At 36.5% G+C, this 25,461-nt stretch carries 19 protein-coding genes; 17 read left to right on the forward strand and 2 right to left on the reverse strand.

Annotated elements, in window-relative coordinates; translation table 11 throughout:
• Positions 1 to 11 precede the first annotated feature (11 nt).
• The 6 genes from LB888_RS08360 to LB888_RS08385 all read left to right on the forward strand — a co-directional run bounded on the left by LB888_RS08360 (position 12) and on the right by LB888_RS08385 (position 8,765).
• Positions 12 to 2,234 carry a ComEC/Rec2 family competence protein gene (locus tag LB888_RS08360; RefSeq protein WP_318752575.1) on the forward strand — a complete coding sequence of 741 codons (2,223 nt, stop codon included), beginning with the start codon at positions 12 to 14 and terminating at the stop codon, positions 2,232 to 2,234.
• Positions 2,235 to 2,705: 471 nt separating this feature from the next.
• A complete protein-coding gene (locus tag LB888_RS08365; RefSeq protein ID WP_318752576.1) occupies positions 2,706 to 4,424 on the forward strand; it encodes a septation ring formation regulator EzrA in 1,719 nt (572 codons plus the stop codon).
• 86 nt (positions 4,425 to 4,510) lie between these two features.
• Positions 4,511 to 5,644 carry a cysteine desulfurase family protein gene (locus tag LB888_RS08370; RefSeq protein ID WP_318752577.1) on the forward strand — a complete coding sequence of 378 codons (1,134 nt, stop codon included), beginning with the start codon at positions 4,511 to 4,513 and terminating at the stop codon, positions 5,642 to 5,644.
• A gap of 208 nt (positions 5,645 to 5,852) precedes the next feature.
• Positions 5,853 to 7,064, forward strand: a complete 1,212-nt coding sequence (gene thiI, locus LB888_RS08375) for a tRNA uracil 4-sulfurtransferase ThiI (protein WP_318752578.1) — start codon at positions 5,853 to 5,855, stop codon at positions 7,062 to 7,064.
• Between the two features lie 203 nt (positions 7,065 to 7,267).
• Positions 7,268 to 7,768: a redoxin family protein gene (locus LB888_RS08380; protein WP_318752579.1), complete on the forward strand. Its 501-nt coding sequence runs from the start codon at positions 7,268 to 7,270 to the stop codon at positions 7,766 to 7,768.
• A gap of 256 nt (positions 7,769 to 8,024) precedes the next feature.
• Positions 8,025 to 8,765: an NAD-dependent protein deacylase gene (locus tag LB888_RS08385; RefSeq protein WP_318752580.1), complete on the forward strand. Its 741-nt coding sequence runs from the start codon at positions 8,025 to 8,027 to the stop codon at positions 8,763 to 8,765.
• 396 nt (positions 8,766 to 9,161) lie between these two features.
• Here the strand turns inward: LB888_RS08385 and LB888_RS08390 are convergent, their stop codons facing one another.
• Both LB888_RS08390 and proB read right to left on the reverse strand, forming a co-directional pair.
• Positions 9,162 to 10,400, reverse strand: coding sequence for a glutamate-5-semialdehyde dehydrogenase (locus LB888_RS08390; RefSeq protein ID WP_318752581.1), 1,239 nt, complete (start codon positions 10,398 to 10,400; stop codon positions 9,162 to 9,164).
• Between the two features lie 11 nt (positions 10,401 to 10,411).
• Positions 10,412 to 11,491, reverse strand: a complete 1,080-nt coding sequence (gene proB / locus LB888_RS08395) for a glutamate 5-kinase (protein ID WP_318752582.1) — start codon at positions 11,489 to 11,491, stop codon at positions 10,412 to 10,414.
• A gap of 445 nt (positions 11,492 to 11,936) precedes the next feature.
• Between proB and secG the strand changes: the two genes are divergently transcribed.
• From secG to LB888_RS08450, 11 genes are all read left to right on the forward strand, one after another.
• A complete protein-coding gene (secG, locus tag LB888_RS08400; RefSeq protein ID WP_066124205.1) occupies positions 11,937 to 12,170 on the forward strand; it encodes a preprotein translocase subunit SecG in 234 nt (77 codons plus the stop codon).
• A gap of 106 nt (positions 12,171 to 12,276) precedes the next feature.
• Positions 12,277 to 13,026: an alpha/beta hydrolase gene (locus tag LB888_RS08405; RefSeq protein ID WP_318752583.1), complete on the forward strand. Its 750-nt coding sequence runs from the start codon at positions 12,277 to 12,279 to the stop codon at positions 13,024 to 13,026.
• Between the two features lie 27 nt (positions 13,027 to 13,053).
• On the forward strand, positions 13,054 to 14,559 hold the full coding sequence (locus LB888_RS08410; RefSeq protein ID WP_318752584.1) for a VacB/RNase II family 3'-5' exoribonuclease: 1,506 nt from the start codon (positions 13,054 to 13,056) through the stop codon (positions 14,557 to 14,559).
• Positions 14,535 to 15,416, forward strand: a complete 882-nt coding sequence (locus LB888_RS08415) for an RNB domain-containing ribonuclease (protein WP_318752585.1) — start codon at positions 14,535 to 14,537, stop codon at positions 15,414 to 15,416. Before LB888_RS08410 ends, LB888_RS08415 begins: the two co-directional genes overlap by 25 nt.
• A gap of 14 nt (positions 15,417 to 15,430) precedes the next feature.
• Positions 15,431 to 15,892 carry an SsrA-binding protein SmpB gene (gene smpB, locus LB888_RS08420; protein WP_078755665.1) on the forward strand — a complete coding sequence of 154 codons (462 nt, stop codon included), beginning with the start codon at positions 15,431 to 15,433 and terminating at the stop codon, positions 15,890 to 15,892.
• 97 nt (positions 15,893 to 15,989) lie between these two features.
• Positions 15,990 to 16,892: a DMT family transporter gene (locus LB888_RS08425; RefSeq protein WP_318752586.1), complete on the forward strand. Its 903-nt coding sequence runs from the start codon at positions 15,990 to 15,992 to the stop codon at positions 16,890 to 16,892.
• Between the two features lie 409 nt (positions 16,893 to 17,301).
• Positions 17,302 to 18,174, forward strand: coding sequence for a YtnP family quorum-quenching lactonase (locus LB888_RS08430; protein ID WP_318752587.1), 873 nt, complete (start codon positions 17,302 to 17,304; stop codon positions 18,172 to 18,174).
• 438 nt (positions 18,175 to 18,612) lie between these two features.
• Positions 18,613 to 19,824 (forward strand): acyl-CoA dehydrogenase family protein, encoded by a 1,212-nt coding sequence (locus LB888_RS08435; protein ID WP_412927907.1) that lies wholly within the window; start codon positions 18,613 to 18,615, stop codon positions 19,822 to 19,824.
• A 102-nt stretch (positions 19,825 to 19,926) separates the two neighbouring features.
• A complete protein-coding gene (locus LB888_RS08440) occupies positions 19,927 to 21,105 on the forward strand; it encodes an acetyl-CoA C-acetyltransferase (RefSeq protein ID WP_318752589.1) in 1,179 nt (392 codons plus the stop codon).
• 591 nt (positions 21,106 to 21,696) lie between these two features.
• Entirely contained in the window at positions 21,697 to 23,433 is a 1,737-nt protein-coding gene (locus tag LB888_RS08445; protein WP_318752590.1) for an ABC transporter ATP-binding protein, read from the forward strand.
• 15 nt (positions 23,434 to 23,448) lie between these two features.
• On the forward strand, positions 23,449 to 25,212 hold the full coding sequence (locus LB888_RS08450) for an ABC transporter ATP-binding protein (protein ID WP_318752591.1): 1,764 nt from the start codon (positions 23,449 to 23,451) through the stop codon (positions 25,210 to 25,212).
• Positions 25,213 to 25,461 lie beyond the last annotated feature (249 nt).

Genomic DNA, 25,461 nt, shown 5'->3' on the forward strand with positions numbered 1-25,461 from the left:
GGATAATCAAGATGAAATATTTAAACAATCAATGGATTTTCCTGGCTATTATGGCCTATATTGTTCAAAATTTTTGGTTAACGCTACATTGGGGATGGGGATTACTAGGGGTTGCTTTTTTTATCCGCTGTCTGTTTTTAACTAAAATAGTGAAACAATTTGTTTTCATCGTCATTGTAATCAGTAGTGTGGTCACCTTTAGAACCCGCACGCAACCTCTAATATCACAAGAGGAAAATACTTATTTATTGCAAATCGACCCGATATACTTAAATGGCGATGAAGAATATATAACGGGACGAGCCAAACTATGGTCACAAGGAGAATGGTTAACTATCAATGTTAAAGGGAGTCAATTATCAACACTTCATCAATTGGATCAAGTGACCTTATTGCAAGTAAAAGGGCGTGTAACGATACCAGAAGGTGCTAGAAATTTTGGTGGCTTCAATTATCAAAAATATTTACAATCACAAAACATTGATTATCAAATTGAAATTAAAACAATTGAAAGAGCTCAATCGGTTAACAACTTTTTTTGTTACTTTTTAAATTGGCGATGGCAATTGTTAAATCATTTTCAAAAATTGGATCATATTCGTTTGTTCAGTCTTTATAATCGCTTAATTTGGAATTTATCATCAACTCAATATAAGACGCACCGTGAACGCTTAATAGAATTTGGCATCATCCATTTTTTTGCTATTTCAGGTTTTCATGTCACTTTAATAAAAAACAATATCGATTATTTATTAAGACGATTTGGCATCATCAATGAGGTAGGGAGTCTGATAATAGATGGATTGTTAATTGGCTATACTTTTTTAACCTGTTTTCCAGTTGGGGTAGTAAGAAGCGTTGGCAGTCACTTTCTGAAAAAATATGGGTCACTCTCGCGAATGGATAATTTAAGTCTGCTGGTTTTAGCTTTTCTCTGGTTCAATCCTAGAATTATCTTATCCACGGGCTTTCAATTAAGTTTCTTAATCTCGTATATTTTGATTTTTATTGAAAAAATTCCGAAACCTTTACCTTTTTCGCAATCCATCCAATTAGCCATCATCTGTACGCTATTTACTTGGCCCATCACGATGCGACAAAATTATTATTGGTATCCTCTCCAATTAATTTGGGGTCTGATTATTGGCAAAGTGTTTGATTGGGGCATTTTTCCATTAGCTGTATTATTAACGCTCCTATCTTTTTCGCCAAAAGGACAGCTACTCGTTCAGCGTTTTGATTTTCTACTTGAACCGATTGAATTATTCCAACCGAAAATAGTAGTCGGTCATTATTCTTGGTTTTTAGTCGTCGTATTGATGGCAGTTGCAGGTAGATGGTTGGTAGATTGGCAACAAGCGTGGAAATTCACCATTATCAGCTATATAGGCTTGATCTTAATAAGTGGTAGATGTCATTTTGAACGGATAATAGTATTAGATGTTGGACAAGGCGATGCTGTTTTATACCAAGCTGCCTTTTCTAATCAAGGCTGGTTGATAGATGTCGGAGGTAAAGTTTCTTGGGATCGTGATGCAAATAGTTCTCAAGATCAGCCAGAAGAAAATTTTGCCAAGAAAACTATTTTGCCTGCTTTAGCTGCTTTAGGCATTCGGCAATTAGAAGGGATTGTCATTACCCATCCTGATGCTGACCACTTTGCTAATTTACCGGCAATTATCAAAACTATCCCTGTGAAAGAAATCGTCATTTCCAATATAGGATTCCATCATCAAAACTGGCAACAAGTAATGGGACCTTATCAGAATCAGTTGCCTTTAACAATTTTAGAAGCGCCTGGTTGGCACACAATTATCCCTGATACATTATGGGGATGGTTTGACACTAATGCGCCAAGGGAAGATTTAAATGAAAGTTCAATTGTCACCCTGTTAAAATTATCGAATCGATCATTCTTAAATATGGGAGACTTAGGAAAAACTGGTGAGCAAAAATTATTAACGACAATACCTAATTTGGACATCAATCTGTTAAAAGTTGGCCATCACGGTAGCAATACCAGTACTAGTAAACAATTAATTGAGCAAACAACACCAGAAATGGCGCTTATTTCTGTGGGGAAAAACAATCGTTATGGACATCCTCATCAAGAAGTCAAGAAGTATTTACAACAAGAACAAATCCCTTATCTAACGACTGCAGACAATGGAGCCATTGAAATAATGGTTATTCCCTTTAAAGGCATTAACATTCGACATGCATTATCACCATAAGGTCAAACTAAAATCATGTGTTGTTCAGTTATTAGTCATTAATAAAAAAGTAGCTAATATACGCATTGTTATGAACTGTGCAAGCGAGGTAATTTAAAATCCGATAAACTTAGAATGTTTGCAGTGAAAAATTACGTAAACAAGAATTTTAATAGAACGATTGAAGTGAAAGTAAAGGAAAGTCTAATTTTTATTATGAGAATTGAATGAATGGTAGGGAATATATGGAACTTTATCTTGATTAATGGTGGCAGAGATACTCACTAGTCATTAAGGGGAATACTGGATTGGCGACATTTTGAATGCGTTTTAATAAGACAGTATCATTTACCGTTAATAAACTAGTAAAATTATAGAAAGGAATGCTTTTAATTCAATGGCGTAAATGATATAATCTAATAGATAGACTGTACATTTGTAGAAAAGTAATGATAGAAATGTATTTTTGAAGGATTAGAGGAGCGAACGACATTGAGATTTACGGATATATTATTTATAATCGTCATTCTGGTGTTAGTTGGGTATGGGGTTTTCTTTTATATGAAGAGCCAACTAGCAAAGGATATTAATGAATTAGAAAAAAGAAAAGATCGCGTAATGGAAGTTTCAATACCTGACCAATTATTTACGTTAAAAAATATGGAATTATCGGGTCAAACAAAACGCCAATACGAAAATTTAGTCGCAAATTGGCAAACGATTACCAATTACCAATTTACTGAGATTGAAGCTGCACTCGTTGGAGCTGAACAATTTGCAGATCAAATGAACATTGTAAAATCTAAAAAGGTTTTAGAAGATGCTCGCGAAATGTTAGACGAAACCGAAGCGCAAGTGGACGATTTAAGCGAAGCATTAAAAGAGCTATTAAGCGTTGATGAACAAAACCGTGAAGAAATTGAAGCGTTATTAGAACGCTACAATACAGCACGTAAAAGTGTGATGAATCATAGTTTCGATTATGGTCCTGCCATTGAAACTTTAGAGAAAAATTTACAGTATTTAGAATTAAATTTTACTAAATATAATGAATTAACCGCATCGGGTGACCATTTAGAAGCGAAAGAAATGCTAGCTGTTATTGAATCAGATTTATCAAGTTTGGAAGAAATTTTAGAAAAAATTCCCGCAATGTATAACCAGATCAAGAATAAATATGAAGATTCAATTGAAGATTTACGCGATGGTTATCAAAAGATGGTTGAAAGTCACTTTAAATTTGGTGATATTAATATTCCTGAAGAAATTGATGCTGTTCAAGAATTACTTGATGAAGCTAAAATTAAAATTAAAAATGCAGACTTAGTTGAAGCCAAAACGCAAATGGATAAAGCAGAACGTGAAATTAACTCGTTATACGAATTGATGGAAAGTGAAATTGCTTCAAAAGAATTTGTTAATAAGAATATTAACCAATTAGGCGCACAACTAGACCAGGTTTCTGAAAATAACCGCTATGCTAGCATTGAAGTCGATCGCATTTCTCAAAGTTATATTTTACATAATAATGAATTAGATCAAGTATCAGAATTAACGGAACAAATTCGTAATGAGTATCAACGATTTAATGATATTGTTGGACAAATTAATGATAATACAGTGATTTTTACTAAGGTTGAATCTGACATTAAGAAAATCAAGAAACGCGTTGAAGAAATTGATGAAAAACAAAATAAGTTAGTCCAAGGTTTATCGGATATGAATCATAAAGAAAAAGAAACGAAACAAAACTTAGATCTTTATGAAATGGATTTACGTAATTATAAACGTAGAATTGAAAAACATCATTTACCTGGCTTAAATGATAATTACTATACCTTATTCTTTAAAGTAACCGATCAAATTGAGGAGCTAGCGAAACTACTTAATAAAGTACGAATCGACATGTTTGAAATTGAAACATTAGAAGCAAGATTAGTCGAAAATTTAAATAAATTAGAAGAGTTAACGGAACAAACGATTGATAATGCTATGTTAACGGAATACATGATTCAACATAGTAATCGATTCCGATACGATTATCCTGAAGTGGATGATGCCATTAAAGAAGCACAATATTTATTCCACCAAGATTTCCGGTATGGTGATAGCTTAGCCGTGATTGAAAAAGCCTTACGCCGCATCGATCAAGAAGCTCCAACGCAAGTTCGTCGTATGTATCATAAAGAAAAGCAAAGTCGGATTTATTAATGATTTGAAACGATTAGATAAGTACTGCTCAAGTACCGTCTAATCGTTTTTAAATCGCACAGACATCAAATGAAGGAAGGTTAAAAATGTTATATTTTGATAATAGTGCTACCACAATGCCTGATCAATCGGTATTAGACACCTATTTACAAGTATCAAAGGAATATTTTGCGAATCCATCAAGTTTACATGAATTAGGTGTTAAATCAAAAAAATTATTAGAACAAGCTCGCGCACAAGTTGCTGAAATCTTACAAGTCAAAACGAACGAAGTTTATTTTACTTCTAGTGGAACTGAAGCCAATAACTGGGTATTACAAGCAGTAGTGCGTGAGTTGAGTAAGCATCGTCCCAATGCAAAACGGATTTTGATTTCAGCGATTGAACATCCCTCGGTATATGAGCAAATCAATTTACTTTTGTCTGAAAATTATAGGATTGAACGAATCAGTGTGAACCCACAAGGAGAAATTGATCTTCCAGCATTAAAAGACCAGTTGGACTCCGATGTCCTATTAATCTCAACGATGGCAGTCAATAATGAAGTAGGTGCGGTTCAACCGTTGGAGCAAATTGCTGAACTGTTGGCAAAACACCCGCAAATTATTTGGCATGTTGATGCTGTGCAAGCTGTTACTACCCAATTATCCCTGTTACATAATTCGCGCATCGATGCCATGACTTTATCTGGACATAAATTTCATGCTGGACGAGGTACTGGGATTTTAACCTTAAAACAGAAAGTTAACACACAGCCCTTTATTTATGGCGGGGGTCAAGAAAAAGGATTACGCAGTAGTACTGAAAATTTAGCTAGTATTGTAGCAACTGCCAAAGCATTACGTCTTGCAAGTACCAAACAAGAAGCAGTGAAGCAAAATCTGGCTAAATTCCGTCGATCATTAATCGAAGCATTTAAATCACAAAATTGGCAAGTGTTTGCCGAAGCATCGGCTAGTGAACATATTTTATGTGTGGCCTATCCGTCAATTCCTGGCGAGGTGTTAGTGCATGCATTTGAAACGGAAGGTGTCATGATTTCGACTACGAGTGCCTGTTCAAGTCGCAAGCATCAAGTGCATTCGACACTAAAAGCAATGGGGGTTCCTGATAATATTTCAGAATCGGCAGTACGCCTGAGTATGTCGAGTTTGACTACCAGCACGCAAGTTAATGAACTCATTAAAATTATTGAAAAAGTCACTGCTAAATTTGCTTAAAAAAGATCAAATGAGTCGCTGCAAAAAGTAAAAAAATAGCTGCTGAGTCAATTCAAAAAGGAAACTAATATCAGTATAGGCGATTCATTGCTAAAGAATATCAGCTGAGGCGATAAAAAAGTAAAACAATATTAATATTGTCGAATCCAATCGAAAATAGATAGCTTAGTCGCTTTAGAAACTAAATAATTAATAATAAGGAGTTAGTATGCATCAATTAGTTATTCATTATGGCGAATTATCCACGAAAGGTCGTAATCGTAAGTCTTTTCAACAACGATTAGCTGAACATATTCGTCTTCAAACCAAACATTTAGAAAACATTAAAATTACTGTCAATCATGATTTTATGCATTTATTATGGGAACACACTCCCGTTGCAGAAATTGTTGAAATATTAAAGACAATACCGGGGATTTCTAGATTTGAGCCGGTTCATCGGGTGGAAAAAGACCTCGAACAAATTAAAAACAAAGCACTGGAATTATTCGAAGAATTAACGATTAAGGAAGGGGATACGTTCCGTGTCGTAGCGAAACGCTCTGATAAGTCATTCAAATATGACACAATTAGTTTACAACGTGAAGTAGGGCATGTAATTGGTGAACGTTATCCGGAAATGGGCGTTGATCTACGTCGTCCAACCCATACATTATCGATTAGTATCCATCAAAATACCGGTGCTAACTTGAGCTTAGTTTCATATCAAGGATTGGGTGGTTTACCCTATGGTTCGAGTGGTAAAGGGTTATTGATGTTGTCAGGTGGTTTTGATTCACCAATTGCGGGTTATCAAATGATTAAACGTGGATTGGAAATTGAAGCTGTTCATTTTAGTAGTCCGCCTTATACAAGTCCACAGGCACTGGATAAGACTAAACGTTTAACGTCAGTTTTAGCGAAGTATGCTAAACCTATTCATTTTATCAATGTCCCTTTTACTAAAATCCAAGAAGCAATTAAAGAAACGGTTCCCGATGAATATTCAATGACCGTGATGCGTCGGATGATGATTCGTATTATGGATCAATTGTTAATTGAACGTCAGGCAGAAGCCATTGTAACGGGAGAATCTTTAGGGCAAGTAGCGAGTCAAACATTGACGAGTATGAATGTCATTAATTCGGTGACACATTCTCCGGTTTTAAGACCGTTAATTGCAGTTGATAAAAATGAAATCATTGAGTTAGCTGAAAAAGTAGGAACTTATGATATCAGTAATGAACCTTATGAAGATTGCTGTACGGTTTTTGCACCATCTTCGCCAAAGACAAAGCCACGTCAAGGGAAAATTGAGTTTTTAGAAGAATCCTTAGACATTGAAGCTTTAGTTCAAGATGCCGTGCAAAACATAGAAATTGAAGTGATTGATGCGCAATATATTACGAGTCAACAAGCTGAATTTGACGATTTATTATAAACATAAATTTGGCCGGTGACAGCCTGCACTTCGTTATTGGATATCAAATCAAAAGGTTTATTATAAACATCCCTTCGGCTAGAGACAGATTACATTTCGATATTGTTCACAAAATTAATATAACAACTGCAAGCACTTCCTTTGTGTAATGGCGGTTGTTTTTTGTATAATTAAATTAACAACAAAGAAAGAAGGTATATAACATGGAAATTAAAGTGAACGGAGAACCACTAGTCATTGAAGGTAAACAAGTTGAAGTGGGTGATTTAGCACCTAATGCGACTTTGGTTAATCGAAAAGGTGAAACAGTCCAACTGAAAGATTTATTAGCGGACAAAGTGACCATTTTAAGTGTGGTTCCTAATATTTTAACTCGTACTTGTGAGTTACAAACCAAACGTTTATCTGATGAAACAAAATCAGGTGATATTCAATATTTAACGGTTTCACGCAATACACCACAAGAATTTAATACTTGGAATCAAGAAAATGAGTTAGATGTTGATACCTTAACTGATGAATCAGGTGAATTCGGTCGTGCGTATGGATTAGACATTAACTTAGATGGCAATGATTTATTAGCACGTACAGTATATGTTATCGATCAAAATGGTGTTATTCAATATCGTGAAATTGTTGAAGAATTAACGGAAGAACCTACTTATAAGCAACCATTACAAGTTGCAAAAAATGCTTTAAAATAAGCCATAATCATTAACTATTTTTGGTATAATTGAATGTAGATAGACAATAGCGTGGTTAAGAAGTAGAAAATAAGCTGATTTTTTATTCTTATGACCACTTTACACCGTTTGAATAGCGCTTAAACATGATTGAGTATTGACTGTTTGATGCTATTTGAACGCTGTGTTTTATCTATCAAGATAAGTGACTGGAAAGAAATGACGGTGATCGCATTTCTGCCCAGTTCTTTTTAATAATCATGAAAGGGTGGGTAGGTTGGCAGATTTAACCGAGTTTAAACAGTTAATAGAAGAGAGTCAGCGGATTGTATTTTTTAGTGGAGCAGGAGTATCAACCAATAGCGGTATTCCCGATTTTCGTTCAGCACAAGGCCTTTATGTAGAAGATCAAGGATATCAATTTTCTCCTGAACAAATCATTTCTCGTTCTTTCTTTAATCAATATCCAAAAATATTTTTTGAATTTTATTTTGATAAATTAGTCTATCGTGAAGCAAAACCTAATGTTGCCCATCATTTTGCAAGATGGTTAGAAACAAAAGGGAAGGAAGTGGCGGTCGTCACTCAAAATATCGATGGGCTGCATCAAAAAGCTGGCAGTACAGAGGTATATGAATTACATGGCAGTGTGACACGTAATTATTGTATGGAGTGCCATCGCTACTATCATTTAGATGAGTTAGTCTTTGATAAAGAGGCGATTCCTAGATGTGAGAGCTGCCAGGGAATCGTTAAGCCAGATGTTGTATTATATGAAGAACCATTAGATCAACAAGTAATGAATGATGCAGTTCATAAAATTCATCAAGCTGATTTAATGATTATTGCCGGCACTTCATTGGTGGTCTATCCGGCAGCTGGATTGGTAAACTACTTCAATGGACGTAAAATTGTAGTTATTAATCAAACAGCCGTCCCATTATATCGTTCGGATGTGTTAACCATTCAAGAAGAGATGGGAGCTATTTTTAGCGAAGTGATGGAGATGGATGTTTAATAGCAAATGATGGCCGGGCTGCTTTTTGATTCCATAAGGATAATATTGCTTCAAGCATGACGTTGTCAAAATAAGCGCCACTTGGTAAAGCGTTATGATAAAAAGTCCAACTAGTATTTTGTTATTATTATTGATTAAAATTCCAACGCGTAAGGATAAAAATTCCAATCGGCAATGTTTTATGATACTTATTCAAAGTCCAACCCACGATGTTTTATGATAACTAATTCAAAATCCAACAGGATATGACAAAATGCACTAAATTAAAGCAATCAACAGCATAAAAACTAAAACCCCAACATTAACCAAGTCACGATTGATGTCCTAAATCTACCTTTTGATTTAAGCAAGACAGAGTGACGAACGGTTTGTGTTAGGGGTTTTGTTTGCGATTGATTAACGAATAGTATGATTACCTTTTAGTATATATTTGTAACTGGTCAATTCTCTTAAGCCCATTGGTCCACGCGCGTGCATTTTTTGAGTAGAAATACCAATTTCACAACCTAGCCCAAACTCGCCACCATCGGTAAAGCGAGTAGAAGCATTGACATAGATCGATGAACTATCAACTTGTTCGGTGAACTTCATAATGGCAATGGGATCATCACTCAAAATACTTTCGCTATGTCCTGTTGAGTGTTGATTGATGTGCTCAATGGCTTCATCAACAGAATCGACAACCTTAATAGCCATAATATAATCTAAAAATTCAGTCGCAAAATCATCGTCTTTAGCCAATGTTGCCTGAGGTAAATAATTAAGCGCACGCTCATCTGCACGTAATTCAACACGGTCTTGGAAAGTAGTCGCTAATTGAGTCAACAATTCTTTAGCAATAGCTTGGTGTACTAACAACACCTCAGCAGAGTTACAAACAGAAGGGCGACTGGTTTTGGCGTTATTAACCACTTTTATAGCTTGGGTAATATTGGTAGTTTGATCGACATAAATATGGCAAATTCCGGTACCTGTTTCGATGACCGGAACAGTTGCTTCTTGCATCACAGTTTGAATTAACCCTGCGCCACCACGTGGGATAAGTAAATCAATGTAGCCTTTGGTTTTCATCATTTCCTTTGAACTGGCTCTTGTAGTATCCTCAATTAATTGGACAATATCTGGATTTAATCCTGCTTGTTTAATTCCTTGTCTTAAGGCATCGCATATTGCTTTTGAACTACGATAAGCTTCTTTACCGCCACGAAGGACAACAGCATTACCACTTTTAACCGCTAAGGCAGCAACGTCAGCTGTTACGTTGGGACGACTTTCATAAATCATTCCTAAAACACCAAAGGGAACTGAGCGTTTGGTTAGTTCTAGGCCGTTTTCTAAGGTTCTTTCCTCTAAAACTCTTCCGATAGGATCATTTAATGCTTTCACTGCTAAAATACCGGTAGCCATGTCTTCAATACGCGCTTCGTTTAGCATTAAGCGGTCAAGCATAATGTCAGCAATTTGACCTTTGGCTTGTGCTAAGTCTGCTGCATTCGCTGCTAAAATGGTGGGAATAGCTTTTAATAATTCTGCTGCCATTGCGGTTAAGACTTCATTTTTTTGCACCGTAGTGGCAAAATTAATCGAAGCTTTCACTTCTTTTGCGGTTTGTAAAATGGTTTGAGTAGTTTTCACTTTAAGACCTCCTAATTAATGGTGACCCAATCATCGCGATGAATCACAATGTCATTATTTTGTTTGGTAGATAATTTATCTTTAATTGCACGATGAGAAAAACGTGTACGACCTTTGCCGATTAGATGTTGACCGTCCAAGCTGTAAACGGAAATGATATCACCCGCTTGAAAAGATTCCTGGACTTTGGTAATACCGGTTAATAATAAGCTACTTCCCGTATGGAGCATCGCATATTCAGCACCAGCGTCAATGTTAATACTGCCAGTGGTACGTGCATAAAAGGATAACCATTGTTTCTTTTGAGCCATAATGTCTTCATTGGCAATAAAAAGCGTTCCTTTATTGGATTGCGTGGCTGCTTCTACGATGGCATTCGGATTGGCAGATGAACAGATAAAAACCGGTGTACCAGCTTTGGTTGCTAAGCTAGCAGCAATCAGTTTCGTCGTCATACCGCCAGTACCATTTTTTGTTCCTGCATCGCCGGCCATTTCAAATAATTCAGGGGTAATCTCGTTAATACAATCGAAAAATGTTGCCTGTGGATTTTTCACTGGATTATCGGAATAAAGGCCATCGACATCGGTTAAGAGCACTAATAAATCGGCTTTTAGTAAAGAAGCGACTTGAGCTGAAAGGGTGTCATTGTCACCTACTTTAATTTCTTCGACAGCGATGGTGTCATTTTCATTGATGATGGGAATGACTTGGTTAGAGATTAAAACTTGCAAAGCATTAGCGGCATTACGATAACGTCTTTGATCAGCAAAGTCATCTTGAGTCAGTAAAACTTGTGCGCTGACAATTTGATGCTTTAATAAATACTTAGTATATTCTTCAATTAATAAACCTTGTCCTACGGCGGCACTGGCTTGTTTTTCCGCAATGCGAGTAGGGCGTTTTGAAAAACCTAATCTTCTAAAACCAGCCGCGATGGAGCCGGATGTCACTAATACTAATTGATAACCTTGTTGGTGTAAGATAGCTAATTGGTCTGTTATATTAATTATTTTTTGAATATCGATACTGCCATCTGATTGTGTTAATGAGGAAGTACCTACTTTATAAACGATTAAAGGTTGTTTCATATCAAAGGCTCCTTTTCTTATTAACCATAACTTAACCCATTTTCAAGATAATTACAATATTTTCCTGTGTTTTTAATAAAATGAGTGTAGTAGCGAGATCTTGTCAATCGCTAGACCAATGATAAAGATTAATGGACGATAAACAAGATACCGCTATAACCAACCATACAATCTTTAATATTTTTCTATTGGATTTGATTTAGAATCATCTATGTTCTTTAATATTTTTCTATTGGATTTGATTTAAAATCATCTATGTTCTTTAATATTTTTCTATTGGATTTGATTTAGAATCATCTATGCTCTTTAATATTTTTCTATTGGATTTGATTTAGAATTATCTATGCTCTTTAATTTTTTCTATTAGATTTGATTTAGAATCATAGCAATTTAAATCATTGTGTGGTAAGATTATTTATGGAATCTTCAAGAGGAGGTAATACCTTTGTATAATGCATTATTAATCGCATTGATGGTGGTAGCTGTTTTACTGATTTTATTAGTAGTTTTACAACCAGCGAAAAGTAACGCTGCCAGTACATTAACCGGTGGTGGCGCTGATCAACAAGGAAGACAAAAAGCGCGCGGCTTTGAAGCTTTCTTAATTAAAGCGACATCTGTTCTAGGTTTTGTGTTCTTTGCTTTAGCCCTAGCGTTGGCCTATTTATCAGCTAAATAAGATTTTTGAACTATGATAAACCCTTATTTTATGCGTTTGTCATAGTTTCTTTTTTTGCAGTGAAATAGTAAATAATGTACAATAAAAAGGAGTAGGAGTGTGAAAGATGAGTGAAACAATCTTAGAAAACAGTCGGTTTTATCAAGTTGAAGGAGCGACTACAGGCGTTATTTTATTTCATGCCTATACAGGATCGCCGAATGATTTTTTATCCACGGGACGATTCTTACAAAGAGCGGGCATTGAAGTACTATGTCCTACTTTTAAAGGCCATGGTACGGATGATATTTACGATATTTTAGAAGCTCATCCCGATCAATGGTGGGAACAAGCACAAGCAGCATTACATTATATGCAAGGGCGTCAATATGAACGATTATTCGTATTTGGTTTGTCGCTAGGAGGGATCTTTGCGACACGTTTATTAGCGGAAAACCATCAAGCTAATTTAGCGGGGGGCGTGTTTAATTCTCCCGTTTTTACTGCTCAACAAATTGATGTTGGTTATTTCTTCGAACAATATGCACATCATTTATATGAAAAGCAAAATCGCTTAGATGAGTATCAAGTGGAAAAGGACCGTATAATGAGTCTTTATCGTGAACAAATCGAGTCGATTTCTTACTTTGCGATGTCCTTTTATATGGAATTATCACAGATTACCAGTCGCTTTTATTTAGCCCAATCAGGTGAAGATGAAATGATTGATCCAGAAGATGCGTATTTAGTTAGAGATGCGTTAACGGGTGCGAAAGAAGTCGATTTCCAATGGTTTGAACATAACACTCATGTCATCACTACCAATCGAGAACGCTCTGCGTTTGAGAAATCCCTATTAGCCTTTATCCAAAGATAAAATTTAAAATGAGAGAGGAGGCTCACGATGTCATTAACAAGTTTTGAACAAGAACTTTTAGCATTTTTTAGAGCCAATCAAGAAACAGGATTTACAATTAATCAACTTGCAACTGAATTTAAGATGCAAGGAGTTAAAAAATATAAAAAGCTCGTGAAAGCCATTACTTTTTTACAGCACATTCAAGAAGTGGAAATGGTTAATGGCAATAAATTTAGATCCGTACAAACGTCTCATAATTTAGTAACAGGAACATTCCGCGCCAATAGCAAAGGATTTGGTTTTATTACTTATGAAGAAGGAGAACCAGATTTATTTGTCCCACCAACCAATACGGGGGCAGCGATGAATGGCGATATCGTCGAAGCACAAATTATAAAACAAGTTGATCCTGAAACAGGCAAAGGCTCGGAAGCGATGGTTACGAAAGTCATTGAAAGAGTAACTAAACAAATGGTTGGTGAATTTTTCAGTTATAATCAAGATGAGCGTGAACAGACCGGTTATTTAGGCTATATTGTTCCTCAAGGAGAATATGGTGAAGAGGTCAAAATAATGGTCTTGCCTGAAGGGATTCATCCGGCAGATCATACTATTTGTATTATTAAGATTAAAGAATATCCCGCAACCGACAACCCTAATCTTTTAACAGGTTTAGTATCGAAAGAGATTGGTCACCGTGACGCACCAGGTGTCGATATTTTAGCAATTCTGTTTCAGTTTGGGATTCCGCATGAATTTCCGGAAAATGTAATAGCAGAAGCAGAAGCAGTTCCACAAGAAATTGACCCTAAAGATTTAGAAGGACGTCGTGATTTAAGAAATGAATTAATTATCACGATCGACGGTGCGGACGCTAAAGACTTAGATGATGCGATTTCATTAGAAAAAAATGACGATGGTACCTTCCAATTAGGTGTTCATATCGCTGATGTTTCGCATTATGTGAAAGAGGGATCGGCCATTGACCGTGAAGCCTTTGAGCGTGGAACCAGTGTCTATTTAACAGACCGTGTGGTGCCAATGTTACCGCAACGTCTCTCTAATGGTATCTGTTCTTTACATGCCAATGAGGACCGTCTAACTTTGACTTGTGACATGAAAATCGATACCCGAGGAGAAGTCATCGACTATGAGATTTATCCTAGTGTCATTAATTCATCCTATCGAATGACCTATGATGCGGTCAACAAAATGATTGATGGTGATGATGTAACCAATCGTGAGTTTAGCGAAATCAGTGAAATGGTACAAGAGATGGCGGAGTTGCATCAGATTTTAGAAACAAAAAGAACCAATCGTGGGGCATTGAATTTTGATGCGCCAGAAGCTAAAATTATTGTCGATGAAGAAGGTCACCCACTGGATATTCAATTAAGAGCCCGTTATACAGGCGAAAGATTAATTGAATCGTTTATGTTATGTGCTAATGAAACGGTGGCTTACGAATATACGAAGCGTCAATTACCTTTTGTTTATCGTATTCATGAACAACCCAAAGAAGAAAAATGTTACGCTTTGCGGAATTTGTGACCAGTTTTGGGATGGTATTAAGAGGGAACGTAGCGCAAATAGAACCGCGTCAATTACAACAGGCGCTTAAAGCTGTCGAAGGGGAGCCCTTTGAACAAGTGGTGTCAACGATGATGTTACGAAGTATGCAACAAGCTAAATATAGTGATTTACCGGCGGGACATTATGGATTAGCGGCTGAAGACTATACCCACTTTACTTCACCAATCCGTCGTTATCCGGATTTAATGGTTCATCGCTTAATCCATCGCTATTTAGTCAATCAACCAAGTGCCAAAGAAATTGAAAAATTAGAAGAAAAATTACCTGGCATTGCAGAACATGCTTCAAAAATGGAACGACGTGCAGTAGATGCTGAACGCGAAACCGATGCATTGAAGAAAACCGAATATATGATGGATAAAGTCGGAGAACAGTATGAAGGGATGATTAGCTCGATTACGTCATTTGGAATTTTTGTACAATTACCGAATACTGTTGAAGGCTTGATTTCTTTAAAAGATTTAGACGATGATTATTATGAATTTAATCCCCAACATATGGTATTAATCGGACGTAATCGAGGCAATATTTATCGTATTGGCCAAAAAGTGACCATTGAAGTAACGGCTGTCGATATAGATGAACGTAATATTGATTTTAAATTAATTAAAGCTGAGCCCATGGAAGGTATGAAGCCCATTAGTTTACCTAAACAAAAAAGCAAAAAAGATAAAAATAATCGCCCAAAATCGAAAAAAGATTTTCAACGAGCAACTGGAAGAGAGAAAGCTTATTCAAAGAGTAAAAACTCCAAAAACAAAGCGAGTAAATCCTCAACGAAAAAATCTTTTAAGATTCGTAAGCGAGGTAGATAAGGTAGGTGGAGTCGATGGCACAACCTGGAAAGGATAAGCCATTAGCGCAAAATCGTAAGGCGCGTCATGATTATGAAATCATTGAGACTTACGAAGCAGGTCTAGTATTAAAAGGGACGGAAATTAAGTCCATCCGTAAAGGCAAGATGAATATTCAAGATGCTTATGTCTCGATTCATCAAGGTGAAGCTTGGTTAAAAAATGCCCATATAAGTGAGTATGATCATGGAAATATTTTTAATCACGATCCATTACGAGACCGTAAATTATTATTACATAAAGCAGAAATTATTAAGATGTCTCAACAAGTAAAACTAATGGGAATGACGTTAATCCCATTGAAAGTATATCTTGTCAGAGGACGAGCTAAATTATTGTTTGGCTTAGCTCGTGGTAAGAACAAATATGATAAACGTCATGCTTTAAAAGAACAACAAGCCAAACGAGATATTGACCGCGCGTTAAAAAACAGATAAAATAGACTATATTATTAGAACTGAGTTAATCTTATTCTCATTTGAAATTAATCAAATGGAATTATCTCAGTTCTTTTTTTACAAGGAGGTAAGGTAGATGTCACAACGTTTGAAATTGATTTTTGCTATGATGGTGGTAGGGAGTATTGGTTTATTTGTTCATTACATTGCCTTACCGTCAGCTACTATCGCGATGTTTAGGGCGATTATTGGCTCACTGTTTATTTTAGGATGGATTCATTATAAAGGTATCGTTTTTGATTGGCAGGCAATCCGTCAAAATTGGCTCTGGCTATTAATTACTGGTTTTGCGATGGGATTTAATTGGATATTTCTTTTTGAAGCCTATAAATGGACCACCGTTTCGATTGCTACTTTATGCTATTATATGGCGCCAGTAATGATTATATTATTATCACCATTAGTATTTAAAGAACATTTGACAAAGGGGCAAATTGGCTTAACCTTGTTAGCAGTAGTGGGCGTTGTGTTTATTTCTGGTGGATTAAATGGGGCTAGCCCTAATCATCTAAAAGGTATCTTTTATGGTTTAGTGGCCGCTGTTTTATATGCCACAATTATGATCTGTAACAAATTAGTAAAAAACTTAGATGTAATGGTTAAAACTTTTGTGCAACTGGCTATCGCAGCAGTTGTAATGGTTGGATATGTCAGCCAGACGAGCGGACTGATGAATATCAAAATGGATTTAACAACTATCACTTTGGTTTTAATTATCGGCGCGTTACATACTGGCTTTGTGTATGTATGGTTATTTGACTCTTTCGATCGCTTGCCATCACAAACAGCTTCGCTTTTAACTTATGTTGACCCTGTAACGGCAATTATTTTGTCATATCTCTTCTTAAATCAACCGATGACTCATTTACAAATCGTCGGGATGTTACTCATCTTAGGTTCGACCGCTGTCAATGAGTTACTTAAAGTAAAGAGGCTGGGCATAAACTTGATAAATTTAGTCAAAATTATTGTTCGTTAATTAATAGCGCAGTGGTTGAGTGGTCTCAAACTGCGTCTTAATGAGTTAGGTATAAGCATAAAAAATTCAATCTAGTTATTGCTCGATATTTAAAAGCGCAGTGGTTGAGTGGCCTCAAACTGCGTCTTAACGACTTGTCTGAGGCCTACTCAACTGTGCGGGGGTAGGCCAACGAAGCGAAAATTATTCAATTTTCTACTTCTGGTCTACTCCCAACTGTGCGGGGGTGGGCAAACGAAGCGAAAATTATTTAATTTTCTACTTCTTGCCCACTCCCAAGCAAGTAGCCAGCTTTGTGAGTTTTTCTTTTTGAAGATGAGTGAGGATCGTTTGAATTTTTGTTCATCTAATAGTATCCACTTGCAAATGCTTACAATAAGTGTTAGTGTAAAAAGAAAAAGGTGAAATTATGGATCAATTAAGACTTAGCAATATGACCTTAAGTTGGTTAGATGGGGGTCAAACGGCTTTAGATGGGGGTGCCATGTTTGGGGTTGTCCCGAAACCTTTATGGTCAAAAAAATATCCCTGTAATGACAAGAACCAAATTGAATTAGCAACGGATCCTATCTTAATACAACATGAAGGGCAAAACTATTTAATTGATGCGAGTGTTGGGAATGGAAAATTAACCGATAAGCAAAAACGCAATTATGGCATTTGGTCAGAGCCACAACTAGAAAAAAGTTTAGCTGAGCTAAATTTAACAGTAGAGGATATTGATGCTCTATTAATGACGCATTTACATTTTGATCATATTGGGGGTTTAACCATACCGAATAATAAAGGCGAACTGGTTTCACGCTTTCCCAATGCAAAAATATATGTATCGGCCATCGAATGGGATGAAGCACAACATCCAAATATCCGATCAAAGAGCACTTATTTTGAACAAGATTGGCATGCAATCGTCTCACAAGTGGAGACATTTAATCAAGAATTGGTCATCAATGATGCGATTAAAATGAAGCATACGGGTGGACATAGTAATGGCCATGCAGTGGTTATTTTAACTGATGGCCAACAACAAATCATTCATATGGCAGATTTGATGCCAACTCATGCTCATCAAAATCCGCTATGGGTTTTAGCATACGATGATTATCCAATGACTTCTATTTTTGAAAAAGAGGCCATTTTGAAAGAGGCTTATCAAAAGCAAACGATCTTTACTTTTTATCACGATGCCTATTACCGTTGGGTACAATGGGATACTCAAGGCAAGAACATTATCAAATCGGCAAGACGAAATATGCCAAATTACATCCCATGGTTTAAATAGACGAAGGAGTAACGGACCAAAAATTAAGCATCAATAGAGTAGGCAAAGAGAGTCATTGAGATGATTTTCATTAACTGCCTACTCGTTTTGTTGGTGCTAATAAGTTGACACAAAGATGAGCAATAAGGTTTACGCAAGTATTAGAAATGAAGTTTACGCAAATATGGGGAATAAGGTTTACGTAAATATGGACAATAAATTTTACGAAAACACAGAAAATTTAGTTTAAACAAACACGGAAAAATAAGGTATATGCAAATATTGGAAATGAAGTTGACACAATCATAAGCAAAAAGAGTCTACGTAATTATAAACGCTTCTTCTTAAACAATAAGCTCAACTTATTGTTTTTATGATTAAAAGCTATTAGACGGACATTCCTTAATGGTTTAATATTAAATTAGATAATGAAAGCGTTTAAAACAAGGAGTGTTGATGATGACCCAATCAGTGGAAGAACTAGCAAAATTATTGTATCCTGAAGATGTCTATAATGAGGCAGCTGCTTTAACTTTAGGTGAATTAAAAGTGCTACAACATTTAAGAATGGAGTTAGAAGAACGCGTACGGCCAATTTTAATTAAATGCTATGAAAAAGCGCAATTACCACGTCAGGAAATCTTGACGGCTTTTCGCAATGCTCGCATTATGGATCACCCAAGTCTTTTTGAGGGACGGGATGAAAAATGGCGTGTACGGGAAATTTATAATGCCTTTCTATATTTAGAAATGGCCCGTTTTGATCCCTCGGTGGCGACCTTTTTTACCGTTCATGGAGGTTTAGGGTATAATACAATATTAATTGGTGCTAATAAAGCTCAACGCGAAAGATATGGAACAGCCGTTCGTGAATTTACAGCTCAAACTTGTTTTGGTTTAACTGAACCGGATCATGGTTCTGATATTGCAGGGGGATTAGCCGCAACAGCTGAAAAAGTTGGGGATGAATGGATTTTAAATGGTGAGAAACGTTGGATTGGCGGAGCCAAAACCGCTGATTTTATCCCGATTTTTGCCCGTGATACCGAAACGAAAAAAATAAAATGTTTCATCGTACCAGGAGATGCCCCCGGTTTAAGTGTTGAAGATATTCAACATAAAATCGGTTTGAGATTGGTGAATAATGGCCATATTACCTTAAAAGATGTTAAAGTACCTGATGCAGATCGCTTAGAGCATATTAATGGCTATGGTGATGTGGCGAAAATCTTTATCCATACGCGGACCGATGTCGCTCATATCGCAATGGGGACAGCGGCTGGTGCCTTTAATGCAGCCCTTAAGTTAACCATGAACCGTGAACAATTCGGACGTAAGTTAGCAAGTTTCCAATTAGTCCAAGAAAAATTAGCACGTATGCAAGCAAATGTCGTGGCAGCGATTAGTTATTCAACACGTGTAGCGAACCTACAAGAAAAAGGTATCCACGAGATGAAAAATTCATCATTGGCTAAGATGCATAATGCCCTAGTAATGCGTGAGACGGTTGCACTTGCTAGAGAAGTATGTGGAGGTAATGGCATTACTTATGAAACCGAAGTGGCCAGATTCTTTACCGATGCGGAAGCAATCTATACCTATGAAGGCACTCATGAAATTAATGCGATGATTGTAGCACGAGAATTGACCGGTATCGGTGCCTTTGTCTAACATCATTCATTAATTTAAATGATTGTTCTATAAAATTTTACAAAACAGCTCGAAAAGATTATGATAGTTAAATAAGAAGAAAGTGAAGTAAGGAGGTATTCAATGACAGAAGTCGTGATCGTTTCTGCCATCAGAACCCCAATCGGCAAGTTTGGTGGGGTTTTTAAAAATATAGACGCCGTTCAATTAGGGACGAAAATAGTCCAAACGGCTATTGACCAATTAAATTTACCGGTGGATGCAGTAGATGAAGTGATTATGGGAAATGTACTAGGTGCTGGCTTAGGACAAAACATTGCACGTCAAATTGCCATTAAATCAGGGTTATCAGAAACAACCAATGCCTATGTGGTGAATAAAGTTTGTGGATCGGGATTAAAATCAGTTATTTTAGGTGCGCAGTCCATTTTGTTAGGAGACAGTGAAATCGTGATTGCAGGGGGAACTGAAAATATGTCACAAGCCCCTTATCTAGATTTATCAGCGAGATGGGGAGGAAGACTCGGACATCGCCAATCCATCGATATGATGCTCAGTGATGGTTTAACCGATGCTTTTAGCCAAGAACACATGGGGATTACCGCTGAAAATATTGCGGAAAAATATCAAATTAGTCGAGAACAACAAGACGAATTTGCAGCCTCAAGTCAACAAAAAGCAGCTAAGGCTATTGAGGCAGGTCGTTTTAAAGAAGAAATTGTCCCTATTTCAATTCCACAAAGAAAAGGCGACCCAATTGTTATTACAACAGATGAAGGGGTACGCCCAGATACTACCAAAGCGGACTTAGCAAAATTACGTCCCGCTTTTAAAAAAGAGGGCAGTGTCACAGCTGGTAATGCTTCTGGATTGAATGACGGTGCAGCGATAGTCGTGATGATGTCGAAGGAAAAAGCTGAGCGCTTAAACCTGACACCATTGGCAACCATTAAATCGTATGCTACGGCTGGAGTGGATCCAGACTATATGGGACTTGGTCCAATCCCCGCAACCGAAAAAGCTTTGCGTAAAGCGAATTTATCAGTAGAGGATTTGGAATTAGTTGAAGCCAATGAAGCCTTTGCAACTCAAGCCATTGCGGTAACCGATCAATTACAATTAAATCCAGAAATCGTGAATGTTAACGGTGGTGCTATCGCATTAGGACACCCAATCGGTGCGAGCGGAACGCGTGTTTTAGTAACCTTAATCCATGAAATGATGAAACGTGACGCTAAAAATGGTTTGGCTACCCTATGTATCGGTGGCGGCCAAGGCATCTCGTTGATTGTCAGTCGATAAAATCAGAATAGAGATTACATTGTAACAAGGCTAAAACGTTGGGATTCTCCAAGTGAATGGAATTACCTTAGAACTTTGGCAGTTGAGGAGAGTATTTAAGAATAGTCCATTCAATCTGCAATAGTTGGTGGAAGATGTTACTTCCCACTAGCTATCGTTGAGCGCCCAATACCTTGTAGCAATTGTGATGCTAATATAAATGACTCTAGCAACGCCTTAACCCGGTTTTGCTAGAGTTTTTTGTATTATATAGATTAATGCATTGCTTTAGTTCTAGCTTTCCCGTATGAACTGGCATTAGCTGTTTTTCTGGAAAAAAATACCAACTGCTTTACATTCCTACTTATAGTGATGAATTTAAAAGATAGCTAGCAGATGTCTTTTACACACCGATGACCACTACAAAATATAAACCATTCAGTGCTCTTAAATAATGACTTATGCACGAAATGTCATTTTCAAACAGCATCCTCAAACAGCATCATCCCAAAGTCATAATTTGAAAACGTAAACCTAAACATTCTATTTGATTTTATATAAAAAAATGTTTAATATGAAAAAGTAAAGAAAAGAAGGGGGAAGAAAAACAAGATGAAATATATTTTTAGTTATTTGAAAAAATACCCAAAACTGCTTGCATTGGATGGCCTTGGGGCTGTTTTTTTTGTGGCGATAAACCTAGGTTTACCAACCATTCTTGCACGTATGATTGATGAGGGCATTTTGCCTAAGAACCAAGAAAGACTTTATTTTTGGGCTTTGATGATGTTTATTTTAATCATTGCCGGACTGTTCGGCCGCATCATCTTATCTTATGCTTCTAGTAAATTAACGACCTTAATGATTAAAGAGATGCGTAATGACTTATTTGATAAAATCCAACAATATTCTCACCATGAATATGAACAAATCGGTGTTTCATCCCTAGTCACACGTGTTTCAAGTGATGCCTTTGTATTAATGCAATTTGCCGATATGTCCTTAAGAGTGGGTGTCGTTGCCCCCTTAATGATGTTCTTTAGTATGGTGATGATTTTAATTACCAGTCCTTCATTAGCTTGGTTATTATTAATTGCGGTTCCAATCATTGGTTATTCTATCTATTGGATTGCAGTTAAATCGCGGCCTTTATCGGAAAAACAACAAGCTACGTTAGATCGTGTTAATCAATATGCCAGAGAAAACTTAACGGGACTACGAGTCATTCGTGCTTTCGCTCGTGAAGAATATCAAGAAGAGCGTTTTGAAACTCAAAATACAACTTATGCTGATACATCTAAAAAACTTTTTAAATTATTAGGCTTAGCTCCAAGTTTATTTACCCATGTTTTAATTTGGATTATTGTCTTAATTATGTGGTTTGCTTTAAAACCGATTGAACAAGGTAGTTTACAAGTGGGGAATTTAGTAGCTTTCATTGAATATGCCTTTCATGCCTTATTCTCCTTTATGCTATTCGCAAACTTATTTATGATGTACCCACGTACAGCTGTTTCGGCTAGTCGTCTACAAGAAATATTAGACTTACCCATTTCGATTGATCCAAATCCTAATGGTATCACCGAAACTGAACAAAAAGGCTACTTAGAATTTGATAATGTCACCTTTGCATATCCTGGTGAAACCGAAAGTCCAGTCTTACATAATATTAGTTTTAAAACCAAACCGGGTGAAACCATTGCTTTTATTGGGAGCACCGGTAGCGGGAAATCGACTCTCGTTCAGTTAATTCCACGTTTCTTTGATGTCAGTTTAGGAAGAATTCTAGTAGATGGCGTTGATGTTCGCGATTATAATTTGAAAGCATTGCGTCAAAAGATTGGTTTTATCCCACAAAAGGCTTTATTATTTACGGGAACAATTGGCGAGAACTTACGCTATGGTAAATATAATGCAACTGATAAAGAATTAGAAAAAGCCAGTGATGTATCGCAAGCAAGTGATTTTATTAAACGAACTCAAGAGCGATTCCAAACACATCTTTCTGAAGGTGGTGTTAACCTTTCAGGAGGGCAAAAACAACGCCTTTCGATTGCAAGAGCAGTAGTGAAACAACCGGAAATCTTTATCTTTGATGATAGTTTTTCAGCTTTGGATTACCGTACTGATGCGGAATTAAGACGTCGCTTAAAAGAAGTTACGAAAGAATCAACAGTATTAATCGTTGCCCAAAGAGTAGGGACGATTATGAATGCCGATCAAATCATTGTCTTAGATGAAGGGGAAATTGTCGGACGAGGCACTCACGAAGAATTATTAAAAACAAATCAAATTTATCGAGAAATTGCTAATTCGCAATTAAATCAACAGTCAATGGCAGGAGAATAGAAAGGAGCGATATAAATGAAACAACGTAATGTCTTTTTAAGAGCATGGGATTATTTGAAACACTATCGCTCTGCGGTATTTTTATCTTTATTTTATACAGTATTTGCAGCCATTATGAATGTGCTAGAACCTTATGTGTTAGGTTTGATTATGACGGAGATTACTCAAAATGTCACAGAAATGATGCAAGGCGTTCCAGGTGCAGGGATTAACTATCGTTTTATTCTAATCTGGTTAGTCATTTACTTCTTTAGAGGGTTATTATGGCAAACAACCACTTATGGTTCTAACTACTATATTACGGAAGCTGTACAAGGAGCGATGCATGATATTCGTCGCGATTTAAATTCGAAATTAAATAAACTACCTGTTTCGTATATTGATGGTCATTCATTTGGTGATTTATTAGGACGTTTAACGAATGATGTTGAGTCTGTATCCAATGCCTTACAACAAGGTGTTTTACAAATCATTAATGCGATTTTAAGTATTGTGCTTGTTATCGTGATGATGTTAATTTTAAATCCTTTATTAGGTACCATCATTTTTATTAGTATGCCTATTTCCTATTTTGTAGCGCAAGCAATTCTGAAAAAATCACAACCTTATTTCAAACGACAAGCTAAAATCTTAGGAGAAATGAATGGTTATATTCAAGAGAATTTCTCTGGCTTTAATGTCATTAAATTATATGGTCGTGAAGATAATGCACGTGAAGAGTTTCAACGAATTACAGATGACTTAGAACAAACTGGTTTTAAAGCAAGTTTTATTTCTTCTTTAATGGTGCCTTTTGTCAGCGTCGTCTCTCATATTACTTATTTATTATTAGCCTTCTTTGGTGGGCAAATGGTGATGGCGGGTAAATTAACGATTGGTAACTTACAAGCTTTTGTACAATATGTATGGCAAGTTAACCAACCGATTCAAACAATTACCCAATTATCGGGTCCATTACAAAGTGCTAAAGCGGCCCTTGATCGTATTTTTGAAGTGTTAGATGAAGAGGAAGAAGTGTCAGAAGTTACTCAACATTTAACCAAACCTTTAACAGGGCATGTGCAATTCGATAATGTCTCCTTTGCATATAATCCAGAGCAACCCTTAATTCAAAACTTCAATGTGGAAGTGCAACCCGGAGAAATGGTGGCGATTGTCGGGCCAACCGGTGCCGGTAAAACAACGATGATTAACTTGTTAATGCGATTCTATGATGTCACTAAGGGTTCTATTAAAGTGGATGGCATTGATATTCGCGATTTACCAAGACAAGAATATCGTCAACAATTCGGTATGGTTTTACAAGATGCTTGGTTATATGAAGCAACCATTAATGAAAACCTACGATTCGGTAATCTCGATGCGACCGATGAAGAAATTGTAGCAGCAGCTAAAGCAGCCAATGTCGATCATTTTATCCGTACTTTACCAGGTGGTTATCAAATGCTAATGAATCAAGAATCAAGTAATATTTCATTAGGACAAAAACAATTATTAACCATTGCCCGTGCGTTATTATCGAATCCAAAAATCTTAATTTTAGATGAGGCAACCAGTTCAGTTGATACACGTTTAGAGCAATTGATTCAAAAAGCAATGGCTCGTTTAATGAAAGGGCGGACAAGTTTTGTGATTGCCCATCGACTTTCAACGATTCAAGAAGCTGACCGTATTTTAGTGATGAAGGATGGTCAAATTATTGAACAAGGGAACCATCAAAGCTTATTAGATCAAAAAGGCTTTTATTACGAATTGTATCAAAGTCAATTTGCGAAATAAGCACCGTCGAGGTATGACTGAACAGAATTAAAAAGTTTAGGTCCAGCCTCAGTAGCAGGTAGTGACAAAGCTATCAAATGAATTGCAATCCTAATTTTGATTGCGAGGATTTTGATAGCTTTTAAATTTGATGCTGGTTAGTTGGGGGGATTTTCTCCTTTTTTCATGATATATACCGATTACTTGGGGCGAAGCGTGATTTCTTTATGGTTGATGTGGGAATATGACCGATTTTATGAATACCTAAGG

It is taken from the genome of Globicatella sp. PHS-GS-PNBC-21-1553, assembly GCF_033564055.1.
In the GTDB taxonomy this organism is placed as follows: Bacteria; Bacillota; Bacilli; order Lactobacillales; family Aerococcaceae; genus Globicatella; species Globicatella sulfidifaciens.

Bases quoted from the DNA above. Each gene is read 5' to 3' on its own strand.
- LB888_RS08360 (WP_318752575.1), top strand. From the start codon at position 12: ATGAAATATTTAAACAATCAATGGATTTTCCTGGCTATTATGGCCTAT.
- LB888_RS08370 (WP_318752577.1), top strand. From the start codon at position 4,511: ATGTTATATTTTGATAATAGTGCTACCACAATGCCTGATCAATCGGTA.
- thiI (WP_318752578.1), top strand. From the start codon at position 5,853: ATGCATCAATTAGTTATTCATTATGGCGAATTATCCACGAAAGGTCGT.
- LB888_RS08380 (WP_318752579.1), top strand. From the start codon at position 7,268: ATGGAAATTAAAGTGAACGGAGAACCACTAGTCATTGAAGGTAAACAA.
- proB (WP_318752582.1), bottom strand. From the start codon at position 11,491: ATGAAACAACCTTTAATCGTTTATAAAGTAGGTACTTCCTCATTAACA.
- LB888_RS08405 (WP_318752583.1), top strand. From the start codon at position 12,277: ATGAGTGAAACAATCTTAGAAAACAGTCGGTTTTATCAAGTTGAAGGA.
- LB888_RS08410 (WP_318752584.1), top strand. From the start codon at position 13,054: ATGTCATTAACAAGTTTTGAACAAGAACTTTTAGCATTTTTTAGAGCC.
- LB888_RS08415 (WP_318752585.1), top strand. From the start codon at position 14,535: ATGTTACGCTTTGCGGAATTTGTGACCAGTTTTGGGATGGTATTAAGA.
- smpB (WP_078755665.1), top strand. From the start codon at position 15,431: ATGGCACAACCTGGAAAGGATAAGCCATTAGCGCAAAATCGTAAGGCG.
- LB888_RS08425 (WP_318752586.1), top strand. From the start codon at position 15,990: ATGTCACAACGTTTGAAATTGATTTTTGCTATGATGGTGGTAGGGAGT.
- LB888_RS08430 (WP_318752587.1), top strand. From the start codon at position 17,302: ATGGATCAATTAAGACTTAGCAATATGACCTTAAGTTGGTTAGATGGG.
- LB888_RS08435 (WP_412927907.1), top strand. From the start codon at position 18,613: ATGACCCAATCAGTGGAAGAACTAGCAAAATTATTGTATCCTGAAGAT.
- LB888_RS08440 (WP_318752589.1), top strand. From the start codon at position 19,927: ATGACAGAAGTCGTGATCGTTTCTGCCATCAGAACCCCAATCGGCAAG.
- LB888_RS08445 (WP_318752590.1), top strand. From the start codon at position 21,697: ATGAAATATATTTTTAGTTATTTGAAAAAATACCCAAAACTGCTTGCA.
- LB888_RS08450 (WP_318752591.1), top strand. From the start codon at position 23,449: ATGAAACAACGTAATGTCTTTTTAAGAGCATGGGATTATTTGAAACAC.